Origin of the sequence: Mesorhizobium sp. INR15, from assembly GCF_015500075.1 — a bacterium.
GTDB lineage: Bacteria > Pseudomonadota > Alphaproteobacteria > Rhizobiales > Rhizobiaceae > Mesorhizobium.
The window spans coordinates 5,706,303-5,718,295 of the sequence record NZ_CP045496.1 but is presented as its reverse complement, the minus strand read 5'-3'; the positions used below and the strand labels follow the sequence as shown (position 1 = coordinate 5,718,295).

Below are 11,993 nucleotides of genomic sequence, written 5' to 3'. Positions count from 1 at the left end.
ACCAATGCCTTCCGCCTGACCATGCGGATGACGATGCCTGCCAGGCCGGTCTTCTGGCTCGGGATCAACCCGCGTCCGGTGCCTTCCCGTCATCGACAGTGGCATATACCGGCGCGGTCCCCCTTACAGCGTTGGGCACGCCACGGAATTCAACCGTGTTCCCGATTCTCCCGCTTGCAGCGGGCACCAGGCAGTGGAGGGGACTTTACGCCGAAGCATTGAGGACGCCAATGCCTCTAGCGACACCAATGGACGCAGGCACGATTTTCCCCAACGCGGCGATTTTCCCCAGGCATTGAGCCATCCGCACATGGCCATTGCGCCTTCGGGACACTAGATTGGGACGATGACCACTCGTCTCTACAGCCATCCGATCTTTCTGGAGCACCTCACACCGCCCGGTCACCCGGAGCGGCCCGACCGCCTGCGCGCCATCGAGCGCGTGCTCGACGACGAGGCCTTTGCCGAGCTTGATCGCGTCGAGGCACCGGCAGGCGACGAGGCGACCATCCTTTATGCGCATCCTGCGGACTTCGTTGAGCGCGTCCGCGCCGGCATTCCCGACGAGGGCATTGCCCGCATTGATGCCGACACGACAGCCAGTCCGAAAAGCTGGCAAGCTGTTGTCACGGCGATCGGCGCCGCCAATGCCGCCGTGGATGATGTTTTCGAGGGCCGCGCCGACAATGCCTTCGTCGCCGCCCGACCGCCCGGCCACCATGCCGAAAAGACCACGGCGATGGGTTTTTGCTTCTTCAACACGGCGGCGATCGCGGCGCGCTATGCGCAGAAGAGGCACGGCGTCGAGCGCGTCGCCATCGTCGACTGGGACGTGCATCACGGCAACGGCACCCAGGATATTTTCTGGGACGATCCGTCGGTGCTCTATTGTTCGACGCACCAGATGCCGCTCTACCCAGGCACTGGGGCCAAGAGCGAGGTCGGTGCCGGCAACATCGTCAATGCGCCGATGGCCCCGCAAACCGGCAGCGAAGTGTTCCGCGATGCCTTCCTGTCGCGTGTCTTGCCGTCGCTCGACAATTTCGCGCCCGACCTCATCATCATCTCCGCCGGCTTCGACGCGCACCATCGCGATCCGCTGGCCGAGATCAATCTGACCGAGGATGATTTCGACTGGGCGACGGGCCAGCTGATGCAGCGCGCCGCGCGCCACAGCGGCAACCGGCTCGTGAGCTTGCTCGAGGGCGGGTACGATCTGCAGGGATTGGCATTTTCGGTCGCCGCCCATGTCGGGCGACTGATGAAAGGATGAATGATGGCTGGTGAGATCAACGAAGACGTCAAGGGGATGAGCTTCGAGCAGGCGCTCGACGCGCTGGAGAAGATCGTCGATGATCTGGAACGTGGCGACGTGCCACTGGACCAGTCGATCAAGATCTATGAGCGCGGCGAGGCGCTGAAGGCGCATTGCGACCGGCTACTGAAGGCCGCCGAGGATAAGGTCGAGAAAATCAGGCTGTCGCGCGACGGCAAGCCGGTAGGAACGGAGCCGCTCGACGCCGAGTGATGGGCGGGTCGGCGTCTCCCACGCGTCGGTTTTTGAACAAGATCATGATTGAGGATAGAGTTCGTCCCATCGAAGGAAGCGGCTCCAGGAGGTTCGGAAACGATGTGCAGAAACATCAAGACCCTGTTCAATTTTGATCCGCCGGCAACCAATGACGAAGTGCATGACGCGGCGCTGCAGTTTGTCCGCAAGCTGAGTGGAGCGACGCGCCCCTCGAAGCAGAACCAGCATGCCTTCGATCACGCTGTCGCAGCTATTGCGGCATCGGCGCGCGAACTGCTGGAATCGCTCGAAACCAATCAACATCCTCGCAATCGCGAAGAGGTGGCGGCCAAGGCTCGAGCGAAAGCGGCGATCCGTTTTGCCTGATCCTGCAAGGCGGGCAACGCCTCCCGCCAAGGAGAGTTCATGAGCTTCTTTCCCGGAAAAGACCCTGAAGCCGGCGATGCCTTTGCCAGTGATCAGATCGAGCTGATGGTCATTCCGAACGCCAAGGATATTGGCGGCTTTCAGGTGCGCCGCGCCTTGCCGACCGCCAAAAGGCGGCTGGTCGGGCCGTTTATCTTCTTCGACCGCATGGGGCCGGCGATCCTGCGCTCCGGCCAGGCGATGGATGTCCGTCCGCATCCGCATATCGGCCTGTCGACAGTGACCTATCTGTTCGATGGCAAGATAAGGCACCGCGATTCACTCGGCACCGAAATGGTCATCCAGCCCGGTGACGTGAATCTGATGACCGCCGGCCGCGGCATCGTGCATTCCGAGCGGACGCCCGAGGAACTGCGCGGCGCTCCGATGTCTATCTCCGGCCTGCAGACATGGCTGGCGCTGCCGGACGGCAAGGAGGAGGTCGCGCCGGTGTTCGAGAATACGGCCGCGCTGCTGCTTCCAGAGATCGACGCCGGAGGTGTCAGCGGCCGCGTCGTCATCGGTGACTTCCAGGGGCTGCGGTCGCCAGTCAGGGCCGACACGGAGACGCTCTATGCCGATTTGCGCCTGGCCCCAGGTGCCAGCGTGAAAATTCCGGCTGATGCCGAGGAGCGCGCCATCTATACGCTGGAAGGTGAGGTCTCGATTTCCGGCGACCTTTTCCCGGCGGAGCGCCTGCTGGTGTTTCGCCCCGGCGACGAGATTGTTGTGTCGTCTGAGCGCGGAGCGCATTTCATGCTGTTTGGCGGCGCCTCGCTTGGCTCGCAGCGCTATATCTGGTGGAATTTCGTGTCGTCGTCGAAGGAACGCATCGAGCAGGCCAAGCAGGAATGGAAGACGGGCCGCTTCGATATCGTTCCTGGAGACGAGGAAGAGTTTATTCCGCTGCCGGAAAGCTAGGCGAGGGCGCCTGTCCGCGTCACTGACACACATTTACATTCCCCGGCCGGCGGCCTATCTCGCCCATGAGCAAAAAAGCCTGAGCAGGCCCATCGTGAACGCAAAGCCGCACACTCCGCTTCTCGACAAGGTCCGCATCCCGTCGGATTTGCGCACGCTTGCCGAAAACGAGCTGCCGCAGTTGGCATCGGAGCTTCGTGCCGAACTGATCGATGCGGTGTCCCACACCGGCGGGCATCTCGGTGCCGGTCTCGGCGTGGTCGAACTGACGGTGGCGCTGCACTATGTCTTCAACACGCCGGATGACCGGCTGATTTGGGATGTCGGCCATCAGGCCTATCCGCACAAGATTCTGACTGGCCGCCGCGACCGCATCCGCACCTTGCGGCAGGAGGGTGGCCTGTCGGGTTTCACCCGCCGTGCTGAAAGCGAATATGATCCTTTCGGCGCCGCCCACTCCTCGACGTCGATCTCGGCTGGCCTCGGCATGGCCGCCGCGCGCGATCTCTCCGGCGGCCGCAACAACGTCATCGCCGTCATCGGCGACGGCGCCATGTCGGCTGGCATGGCCTATGAGGCGATGAACAACGCTGGCGCGCTGGATACCCGGCTGATCGTTATTCTCAACGACAATGACATGTGGATCGCGCCGCCGACCGGTGCGATGAGCGCCTATCTGGCGCGTCTCGCATCGGGCAAGACCTATCTCGGCTTGCGTGATTTCGGCAAGAAGTTGACCTCCTATCTCGGCAAACGCGCCGACCGCGCCATCACCAGGGCGGTCGAGCATGCGCGCGGCTATGTCACCGGCGGCACGCTGTTCGAGGAACTCGGTTTCTACCACATCGGCCCGATCGACGGCCACAATCTGGAACATCTGATCCCGGTGCTGAAGAACGTCCGCGACAATGGCGAAGGCCCGGTGTTGATCCATGTCGTGACGCAGAAGGGCAAGGGTTACGCTCCGGCGGAAGCCGCCGCCGACAAATATCACGGCGTCAACAAGTTCGACGTCATCACCGGTGCGCAGGCCAAGGCGCCTGCAAATGCACCAGCCTACACCAAGGTGTTCGCCGAAAGCCTGATCCAGGAGGGCCGCGAGGACGACCGCATCGTTGCCGTCACCGCCGCCATGCCGAGCGGCACCGGCCTCGACCTGTTCGGCGAGGCATTCCCGTCTCGGACCTTCGATGTCGGCATTGCCGAGCAGCATGCCGTAACCTTCGCCGCCGGCCTCGCTACCGAAGGCTACAAGCCGTTCGCGGCGATCTATTCGACCTTCCTGCAGCGCGCCTATGATCAGGTCGTGCACGACGTGGCGATCCAGAAACTGCCGGTGCGCTTTCCCATTGACCGCGCCGGCTTTGTCGGTGCCGATGGCGCCACCCATTGCGGCGCCTTCGACACGACATTCCTGGCGACACTGCCAGGCTTCGTCGTCATGGCGGCGGCGGATGAAGCGGAACTGCGCCACATGGTGCGCACTGCCGCAAGCTACGATGACGGCCCGATCGCCTTCCGCTATCCACGTGGCAATGGCGTCGGCGTCGACATGCCGGAGCGCGGCTCCGTTCTCGAAATCGGCAAGGGCCGGATCGTCAGGGAAGGCACCAAGGTGGCGCTGCTGTCCTTCGGCACGCGGCTGCAGGATTGCCTGATGGCCGCCGAAGAACTTGGCGCTGCCGGGCTTTCCACGACGGTAGCCGACGCTCGTTTCGCCAAGCCGCTGGATGAGGATCTGATCCGCCGGCTGGCCCGCTCTCATGAGGTTCTGGTTACGGTGGAGGAGGGCGCGATCGGTGGCTTCGCCAGCCACGTTCTGCAGTTCCTCGCCCATGAAGGGCTGCTGGAGAGCGGCCTGAAGGTGCGCCCGCTGGTGCTGCCCGACGCTTTCACCGACCATGCCAAGCCGGAAAAGATGTATGCCGATGCCGGGCTCGATACAGCCGGTATCGTGCGCACCGTATTCATGGCACTGGGACGCTCAGCCCAGGCACAGCGCGCCTGAATCAAAATCTCAAGCTGTTGAATCGGTTTGCCGGCAAGCAGTCGTAACACATTGTTTACGCTTCTGTTTGGTAGTTTGCTTACCGTGTCTCTTGGCCGTTTTTCAACGGCGTCCTGCTAGATCATGATCAGGCAGGGAGATAAGAACAATGAGAACGCTTCTATGCGGCGCGGTGCTTTGTGCCGTCATCGCCGCGCCGGCCTCCGCCGAAACGCGCTATGACCGGAATTTAGAAAACGCCGTGAAGGGCATCGTCGCCAGCAAGATGGGCGATATCCGCGGCGGCTTCTCCTACAAGCAGGTCCCGCAATTGGTGGTCGTACCGGAGGCAGTCACCGCGCCATCCATCCCGGCCGAGCGTTCGCGCAAGGAAGCGTCAGGCTATCTAGATGATGGTTTGGTACCAGCCGTCGAGCGGCGGGTTTCCAGAACCATTTTTTGACGACGCTTGCCTAACGGCCCGGCTTTCGCCATGAAGGCCGATGAACTCCCCTCTGCCAGCCAGCACACGCCAGCGGCTCGACGACCTGCTCGTCCAGCGCGGCCTGTTTGCCAGCCGTTCCCGCGCCCGTGACGCGGTTGAACGCGGGACCGTGACGATTGATGGCGACGTCGCCCGCAAGCCTGGTCAGAATGTCTCGCCGAACTGTCTCATCGCCATCGACGACCCCGCGCAAGGCTACGTGTCCCGCGCGGCGTTGAAGCTCATCGGCGGTCTCGATCATTTCGGTCTCAATCCCGCCGGCTGTGAAGCGCTTGACATAGGCGCCTCGACCGGTGGTTTCACGCAGGTCCTGCTCGAGCGGGGTGCCGCTCATATCACCGCGATCGATGTCGGTCATGGCCAGATGCACCCGACCGTTGGCGATGACCCGCGCGTGACCGTCGTCGAGGGCCTGAATGCCCGCGATCTCTCCGGCGCCGATCTTGCTGACCGCGTTCCGGATTTCATCGTTTCCGACGTCAGCTTTATTTCGCTGAAACTGGCGCTTCCGCCGGCTCTCGCCTTGGCAAAAAGCGGTGCAAGCGCCGTGTTTTTGGTCAAGCCGCAGTTTGAGGCGGGCCGTGAGGCTATCGGCAAGGGTGGCCTGTTGAAAGACCCCTATGACGCCGCCCGTGTCGCCGGCCTGCTGCAGGATTGGCTGGATGCTGTTCCGGGCTGGCGTTCGCTTGGACTGCACCTGTCGCCCATCGAAGGCGGCGACGGCAACCGCGAGTTTCTGCTCGGAGGGATCAAGGACCGATGAGCACACGTTTCACAATACGGAAACTGGGGTCGCAGGGCGACGGCATCGCCGAGACCGAGAGCGGCGATCTGTTCATCCCCTTCACGCTGCCAGGCGAAACGGTCACCGCCGCGCGTGAAAAAGACCGCGCGATGCTGATGGCGGTGCTGGAAGCTTCGCCGCAGCGTATTGATCCCACATGCCGCCATTTCACCGAATGTGGCGGCTGTGCCCTCCAGCATCTCGAAGCCGAGGCCTATCGCCAGTGGAAACGCGGCAAGGTCGTACATGCCTTGAAAGGCGTCGCGGCAGATGAGGATGTTGCTGAACTGGTTGCTTGCGCACCGCACACGCGCCGCCGTGTCGTGCTTGCCGCGCGGCGGACCGATACGGGGATGCTGCTCGGCTTCCACCGCCATCTGTCTCCGGAAATAATTTCCATTGATGAATGCTCGATCTCCGTGCCTGAGATCGTCGCAGCGCTTGATCGCCTGAAGGCACTCTGCGAGCTGATATGTGCTACCACCAGATCGTTCCGGCTGGCGGTCACGGTGACCGGTTCAGGGCTTGATGTAGCAGCCTACGAGTCAGGCAAGCTCGGCGAGAACCAGCGTCGGGTTGCCTCCAATTTCGTCATGGCACAAGGGCTCGCCCGGCTTTCGATCGACGATGAAATCATCATCGAGCCGAAGAAGCCGGTGGTCATGTTCGGCGCTGTTGCTGTCGCCATTCCGCCGGGCGCGTTCCTGCAGGCAACCGAGGCAGCCGAACAGGCGATGGCCGACATTGTCGGCGGACACCTGAAGCGCGCCAAGAAGGTCACGGACCTTTTCGCCGGTTGCGGCAGCTTTGCGCTACGGCTTGCGGCGAAATCGGAAGTCCACGCGGTGGAGGGCGACGCACCAGCCCTTTCGGCGCTGGACCGGGGCGCGCGTTTCGCCACCGGGCTGAGGCGGGTAACAGGCGAACGCCGCGATCTGTTCCGCCGCCCGCTGACATTCAAGGAACTGAACGCTTTCGATGGTCTTGTGTTCGACCCGCCGCGCGCCGGCGCCGAGGATCAGTCGAAGCAGATCGCCCGCTCCGATGTTCCGTTTGTCGCTGCCGTGTCCTGCAACCCCGTGACGCTGGCCCGGGATCTGCGCATTCTGCTCGACGGCGGCTATGTCTTGAAAAGCGTAACGCCGATCGACCAGTTTCTCTGGTCTTCGCATGTCGAGGCGGTTGCCTTGCTGGAGAAGCCGAAGCGAAGGCGTTAGGCCGCGTACGTGGCAAGTTGCTAGGCTTCGTGGACGCTCTCGTGGCCAGCCGCGTGCGCGGCTTTGATCAATTTGCGATCAAAAGTTGCAAATCCCGTACAATGCGCCGACTTACCAAGATGAAGAGCATCCGCGAAATCCATTCCTGCGTCGGCCAGATCAAGCGCGGAAGAGACGATCGTGGCGTCTTCCATTTCAACGGTCGGAAGCCCACCGAACGCCCGCAGCGCTCTGGCTATTTCGGGCAGAGCATAGCCATAGGCGCTCCGCAGCACCCATTCGACCTCCAGGACTACCGTGACGGCGACAAACACCGGTTGGCCATCGATCAGAGCCCGGGCGCGCGGAGACTGCTTCGGATGATCGCCTGTCAGGTAGCGAACGACGAGGTTGGTATCAATCGCGAGCATGACGCCGCCGCGCCTCGGCGAGCACACCCGCGTCCATTTCCCCCAGCGTTTTCGGTTTGCAGCCGTGAGGTAAAGAAGCAAACACATCCTCTGGCCGCGTTTCTGCAAAGGCCGTCGTCGGTCTCAACAACACTCCTTCCGGAGTATCCTCTACCAGCAGGCGTGTGCCGGCGCCCCAGTCCCTCCGTTTGCGGATTGCACTGGGCAGGATGACCTGCCCCTTGGTCGAGACGATGGTCGTGAGCTTTTCCGCAGCAGCCATAACGGCAATCCTCAGAAGTAAGACAAACGTAAGATACCGCAGCTGCGCATTGAGTTCAAACCATTTCGTTGCCGGCGGCCCTCAAACCCGTGTGCCGCCCACCGTCATCTGGTCCATTCTGAGATGCGGCTGGCCAACGCCGACCGGAACGCCCTGGCCAGCCTTGCCGCACATGCCGATGCCGGTATCGAGCTTCATGTCATTGCCGATCATCGACACGCGGTGCATGGCATCCGGGCCATTGCCGATCAGCATGGCGCCCTTGATCGGTTGTGTCACCTTGCCGTTCTCGATCATGTAGGCCTCGGTGCAGCCGAAGACGAATTTTCCCGAGGTGATGTCGACCTGGCCGCCGCCGAAGGAGACGGCATAGATGCCGTTTTTGACCGAGGCGATGATTTCGTCCGGCTCCATGTCGCCTGATGTCATGTAGGTGTTGGTCATGCGTGGCATCGGCTGGTGGGCATAGCCTTCGCGCCGCCCGTTGCCGGTTGCCTTCATGCCCATCAGTCGGGCGTTCTGGCGATCCTGCATGTAGCCAACCAGCTTGCCGTCCTCGATCAGCACGTTGCGGGCCGACGGCGTGCCTTCGTCATCGACTGTGAGCGAACCGCGGCGTTCAGGCATGGTGCCATCATCCACCACGGTGACGCCCTTGGCGGCGACCTGCTGGCCAAGCAGGCCGGCGAAGGCCGAGGTCTTCTTGCGATTGAAATCGCCCTCCAGCCCATGGCCAACCGCCTCGTGCAGCATGACACCCGGCCAGCCATTCGACAGCACGATATCGAAAGTGCCAGCCGGCGCGGGTATCGCCTCGAGATTGACCAGCGCTTGCCTCAGCGCCTCCTTCGCGGCGTGCTTCCAGCTGTCCTCGACGAGGAATTCACCGAAAGCCTTGCGGCCGCCCATGCCGTAGGAGCCGCTCTCCTGGCGGTCGCCGTCGCCGACCACAACCGAAACGTTGATCCGCACCAGCGGGCGGATGTCGCGCACCACATGGCCGTCGGCGCGAACGATTTCGACATGCTGCCATGACGACGTCAGCGATGCCGACACCTGCCGCACGCGCGGGTCTTCGCCGCGCAGCCACGCGTCGATTTCCTGCAGCAACTTTGCCTTGGTCTCGAAGGAGGGCGAGGGGATCGGGTTCTCCTCGCCATAGAGATGGCGGTTGGTGCGGGCAGGGGCTGCGGCAAGCGTGCCGGAGTAGCCGCCCTTGACCGTCGAGACGGCGTCGGCGGCGCGCAGCAGCGAAGCTTCTGAGAGGTCGCTGGAATGGGCGTAGCCGCTGGCCTCGCCGGCGACCGCGCGGAGGCCAAAACCCTGGTCGGTGTTGAAATTGGCGGTTTTCAGCCGGCCATTGTCGAACATCAGCGCTTCGCTTTCGCTGTATTCCAGAAAAAGCTCGCCGTCATCGGCGCCGTTGATGGTGTCTGCAACGATCTGCTTGATGCGATCGTCGGAAATGTCGAATTGGCCGATCAGGCTGTTCATGGCGCATCCATCCGCGGGAATTGTGTTTGCCACGATGTAGGCGCGAAGGCGCGTCCAGACAATCGCCAATGACGATCATGTCAGCCAATTGGCGACAAGGTGCTACTTCGCGTTGACGAAGCTCTTGATGTCGCTCATCAGCGAATCCCAGGTCGAGAACTGCTCTTCGAGATTGGCGCGGGTGATGCCGCCGACAAAGCTGACATCCATCTTGAAGTTCGAGCCTTCGCCGGAATAGGCCTTGATCCAGCGGTATTTCTTGTTCCACTCATTGGCCTGTTCGGCGGTGAAGGCATCGGTATAGCCCGCCGAGAACTGTAGCGATTTGCACTTCTCGTGGTTGTCGCAACCATAGAAGTAGATCACGTACTTCACGCCCTCGAGCCGGCCGGAGACCATAGGGTCGCCACTGTCGTCCTTGTCGAGCTTGGCCGAGCCGTAACCCTTCGCCAAATCCACGATGACTGTTGGGTCGAGTATTTTGAGGACTTCGGTATCCTCGGCTCGAGCAAAAGAGATCGCAGCGGCCATAGGCACGCCGACTGCCGTCACCAGAGAAAATGAGCGCATTGAGGTCCCCACGCCAAGCTTACACCGAGCCGAATTCTGCTCCAGGATCGGCTTCGGCGCAAGATGTGGGGGTCAGGGCAGGGCCGCGAAACCGTCGGCAAAACCCTTGAGGTCGACGGGAATGCCAATGCCTTCTTCCGGCGTCTGGAAGACGATGAAAGTCGCGGATGTTCCAGTCTTCAGCGTGTCGAGCAGCGGCTTTTCGAGAATGACCTCGGCGTAGCAGCCGTCCTGGAAGCAGCGCACGAAATAGGCGCGGCCGATATCCTTGCCGTCGACATTGAGGCCAAGCCCGTTGGGCAACAGAACGCCGAGGGGGGCCAGCACGCGCAGGATTTCAGCCTTGTTGTCGGCGGTGCGCAGAACGACGACCGACAGCCCCATCTCCGGGCGGTCTTCGGCAACGACATTCTGCATCATGACGCATTGTTCCGACGTGGCGCCAGCCGGTGTGTCGCAGATGATCGACCACGCCCCATGTGTCGAGCGCACCGTGCCGCTCGGTTGCGCGGCATTGGCCTGGCTGATCCCGGACAAAGCGATTCCCGACAAGGCGGCGAGAAAGATCGCCTTTGCCAAGTGTCTCGAAAGCCAAGGGTTCATGACGGCTCCATTACGAATCACGGCACTTTAAGCCGCGCCAAAGCCAAGTAAAGGACAAGACCCCAGCCGGTCTGCCCCCAAATAAGCCAATGCAGCGCTTTTCCTTGCCAATTTCGCCCGAATTGCGACGATCTCGAGGGTTTGGCATGGCGGACCCGCCGGAATGCGGCGGCCGGCCGACACTAGGCGATTCGTCCGCGCCGCGGCGCACTTCAAAGGCACATCCGGGCTTGCGCGCAAAAATGCCGCACAGTTTCCTCCGCTCCTTTCTTGCGGAGGGAAAAAGAGTATGGTTTGAACCACCTTGAAAATGTCGGGATTCCCGTCCCGGCACTGTTCGATATTCTCGCACCACGGCCGCGAGGAACTGGGAGATGATGAGGGCGATGAGAAAATTCCGAGCAAGCGCCAATTTTCTAGCAAGTGCTGGGGCCGCTGCCACGTTTTTCGCCGGCACATCCGCCTACGCGGATCAGCCCAAGGATTGGGAGACCGGCTTCCAGGAGCCTGCGACCGACATGATGCGGCAGATCGAGTGGTTCGGAAACTACACGATGTGGTTCATCGTTCCGATCACCATTCTGGTTCTGTGCCTTATCGCCTATTGCATCATCAAATTCCGGGCGAGCGCCAACCCCGTCCCCTCCAAGACCAGCCACAACACGCTGATCGAGGTGATCTGGACGGTTGGGCCGGTGGTCATCCTGCTTTGCATCGCCATTCCTTCGTTTCAGTTGCTGACCGCGCAGTACACGCCGCCGGAAGAAGCAAAGCTGACCATCAAGGCCACTGGCAACCAGTGGAACTGGGACTACGAATATCAGACCAAGGACACGCTTACGTTCAATTCCGCCATCCTCCAAGAAGGTGACCGGACATCCGCCGGCAAGGAAGATCGCAAGGTCTATCCGCGTCTGCTGGCTGTCGACAACGAAATGGTCGTGCCGGTCAACACAACAACCCGCGTGCTGGTGACGGCAACGGACGTCATCCACTCCTTCGCCATGCCCGCTTTCGGCATCAAGATCGATGCCGTGCCGGGGCGCACCAACGAGACCTGGTTCAAGGCAGACAAAGAAGGCCTCTACTACGGCCAGTGCTCGCAGCTCTGCGGCAAGGACCACGCCTTCATGCCAATCGCTATCCGTGTCGTTTCCGACGCGCAATACACCAGCTGGCTGGCAGCAGCCAAAACGAGCCTGCCTGGCGCAAACAAGGCGCTGATGGCTGAGGTCGACAGCGCGAACAAGGTAGCGGCCGCCGGCAACTGATGCCGCGGCTAGAAAAGATTCAGGGAACGGAGC

At 61.9% G+C, this 11,993-nt stretch carries 14 protein-coding genes and 1 riboswitch; of the genes, 9 read left to right on the top strand and 5 right to left on the bottom strand.

Features of this window, described 5'->3' with window-relative positions:
* Positions 1-26 precede the first annotated feature (26 nt).
* A riboswitch (cobalamin riboswitch) is annotated at positions 27-206 on the bottom strand.
* A gap of 140 nt (positions 207-346) precedes the next feature.
* The 8 genes from GA829_RS27925 (at position 347) to GA829_RS27890 (ending at position 7,350) form a co-directional block, all read left to right on the top strand.
* Positions 347-1,273 carry a histone deacetylase family protein gene (locus GA829_RS27925; protein ID WP_195175788.1) on the top strand — a complete coding sequence of 309 codons (927 nt, stop codon included), beginning with the start codon at positions 347-349 and terminating at the stop codon, positions 1,271-1,273.
* Between the two features lie 3 nt (positions 1,274-1,276).
* Complete coding sequence (locus GA829_RS27920) at positions 1,277-1,528, top strand: exodeoxyribonuclease VII small subunit (RefSeq protein WP_195175787.1); 252 nt, start codon at positions 1,277-1,279, stop codon at positions 1,526-1,528.
* Between the two features lie 102 nt (positions 1,529-1,630).
* Positions 1,631-1,897 (top strand): DUF2277 domain-containing protein, encoded by a 267-nt coding sequence (locus tag GA829_RS27915; RefSeq protein ID WP_195175786.1) that lies wholly within the window; start codon positions 1,631-1,633, stop codon positions 1,895-1,897.
* A gap of 39 nt (positions 1,898-1,936) precedes the next feature.
* Positions 1,937-2,857 (top strand): pirin family protein, encoded by a 921-nt coding sequence (locus GA829_RS27910; protein ID WP_195175785.1) that lies wholly within the window; start codon positions 1,937-1,939, stop codon positions 2,855-2,857.
* Between the two features lie 94 nt (positions 2,858-2,951).
* Entirely contained in the window at positions 2,952-4,865 is a 1,914-nt protein-coding gene (gene dxs / locus GA829_RS27905; RefSeq protein ID WP_195175784.1) for a 1-deoxy-D-xylulose-5-phosphate synthase, read from the top strand.
* A 148-nt stretch (positions 4,866-5,013) separates the two neighbouring features.
* On the top strand, positions 5,014-5,307 hold the full coding sequence (locus GA829_RS27900) for a hypothetical protein (RefSeq protein WP_195175783.1): 294 nt from the start codon (positions 5,014-5,016) through the stop codon (positions 5,305-5,307).
* 40 nt (positions 5,308-5,347) lie between these two features.
* The gene (locus GA829_RS27895) at positions 5,348-6,112 is read left to right on the top strand and encodes a TlyA family RNA methyltransferase (protein WP_195175782.1); all 765 of its coding nucleotides are present in this window, start codon (positions 5,348-5,350) and stop codon (positions 6,110-6,112) included.
* Positions 6,109-7,350 carry a class I SAM-dependent RNA methyltransferase gene (locus GA829_RS27890; RefSeq protein ID WP_195175781.1) on the top strand — a complete coding sequence of 414 codons (1,242 nt, stop codon included), beginning with the start codon at positions 6,109-6,111 and terminating at the stop codon, positions 7,348-7,350. Before GA829_RS27895 ends, GA829_RS27890 begins: the two co-directional genes overlap by 4 nt.
* Before the next feature lie 20 nt (positions 7,351-7,370).
* Here GA829_RS27890 and GA829_RS27885 read toward each other — a convergent pair whose 3' ends face one another.
* The 5 genes from GA829_RS27885 to GA829_RS27865 all read right to left on the bottom strand — a co-directional run bounded on the left by GA829_RS27885 (position 7,371) and on the right by GA829_RS27865 (position 10,689).
* Complete coding sequence (locus GA829_RS27885; protein WP_195175780.1) at positions 7,371-7,760, bottom strand: type II toxin-antitoxin system VapC family toxin; 390 nt, start codon at positions 7,758-7,760, stop codon at positions 7,371-7,373.
* Positions 7,747-8,022 (bottom strand): AbrB/MazE/SpoVT family DNA-binding domain-containing protein, encoded by a 276-nt coding sequence (locus tag GA829_RS27880; protein ID WP_195175779.1) that lies wholly within the window; start codon positions 8,020-8,022, stop codon positions 7,747-7,749. Before GA829_RS27880 ends, GA829_RS27885 begins: the two co-directional genes overlap by 14 nt.
* Before the next feature lie 81 nt (positions 8,023-8,103).
* On the bottom strand, positions 8,104-9,516 hold the full coding sequence (tldD, locus tag GA829_RS27875; protein WP_195175778.1) for a metalloprotease TldD: 1,413 nt from the start codon (positions 9,514-9,516) through the stop codon (positions 8,104-8,106).
* Positions 9,517-9,618: 102 nt separating this feature from the next.
* Positions 9,619-10,086, bottom strand: a complete 468-nt coding sequence (locus GA829_RS27870; RefSeq protein ID WP_195175777.1) for a YbjN domain-containing protein — start codon at positions 10,084-10,086, stop codon at positions 9,619-9,621.
* Positions 10,087-10,158: 72 nt separating this feature from the next.
* Positions 10,159-10,689 (bottom strand): invasion associated locus B family protein, encoded by a 531-nt coding sequence (locus GA829_RS27865; RefSeq protein WP_195175776.1) that lies wholly within the window; start codon positions 10,687-10,689, stop codon positions 10,159-10,161.
* A 374-nt stretch (positions 10,690-11,063) separates the two neighbouring features.
* Between GA829_RS27865 and coxB the strand changes: the two genes are divergently transcribed.
* Positions 11,064-11,960, top strand: a complete 897-nt coding sequence (gene coxB / locus GA829_RS27860) for a cytochrome c oxidase subunit II (RefSeq protein WP_195175775.1) — start codon at positions 11,064-11,066, stop codon at positions 11,958-11,960.
* Positions 11,961-11,993: the final 33 nt, after the last annotated feature.

Excerpts from the sequence above, each read along its gene's own strand:
- GA829_RS27925 (WP_195175788.1), top strand. The coding sequence starts at position 347 with ATGACCACTCGTCTCTACAGCCATCCGATCTTTCTGGAGCACCTCACA.
- GA829_RS27920 (WP_195175787.1), top strand. The coding sequence starts at position 1,277 with ATGGCTGGTGAGATCAACGAAGACGTCAAGGGGATGAGCTTCGAGCAG.
- GA829_RS27915 (WP_195175786.1), top strand. The coding sequence starts at position 1,631 with ATGTGCAGAAACATCAAGACCCTGTTCAATTTTGATCCGCCGGCAACC.
- GA829_RS27910 (WP_195175785.1), top strand. The coding sequence starts at position 1,937 with ATGAGCTTCTTTCCCGGAAAAGACCCTGAAGCCGGCGATGCCTTTGCC.
- GA829_RS27900 (WP_195175783.1), top strand. The coding sequence starts at position 5,014 with ATGAGAACGCTTCTATGCGGCGCGGTGCTTTGTGCCGTCATCGCCGCG.
- GA829_RS27895 (WP_195175782.1), top strand. The coding sequence starts at position 5,348 with ATGAACTCCCCTCTGCCAGCCAGCACACGCCAGCGGCTCGACGACCTG.
- GA829_RS27890 (WP_195175781.1), top strand. The coding sequence starts at position 6,109 with ATGAGCACACGTTTCACAATACGGAAACTGGGGTCGCAGGGCGACGGC.
- GA829_RS27885 (WP_195175780.1), bottom strand. The coding sequence starts at position 7,760 with ATGCTCGCGATTGATACCAACCTCGTCGTTCGCTACCTGACAGGCGAT.
- GA829_RS27880 (WP_195175779.1), bottom strand. The coding sequence starts at position 8,022 with ATGGCTGCTGCGGAAAAGCTCACGACCATCGTCTCGACCAAGGGGCAG.
- tldD (WP_195175778.1), bottom strand. The coding sequence starts at position 9,516 with ATGAACAGCCTGATCGGCCAATTCGACATTTCCGACGATCGCATCAAG.
- GA829_RS27870 (WP_195175777.1), bottom strand. The coding sequence starts at position 10,086 with ATGCGCTCATTTTCTCTGGTGACGGCAGTCGGCGTGCCTATGGCCGCT.
- GA829_RS27865 (WP_195175776.1), bottom strand. The coding sequence starts at position 10,689 with ATGAACCCTTGGCTTTCGAGACACTTGGCAAAGGCGATCTTTCTCGCC.
- coxB (WP_195175775.1), top strand. The coding sequence starts at position 11,064 with ATGATGAGGGCGATGAGAAAATTCCGAGCAAGCGCCAATTTTCTAGCA.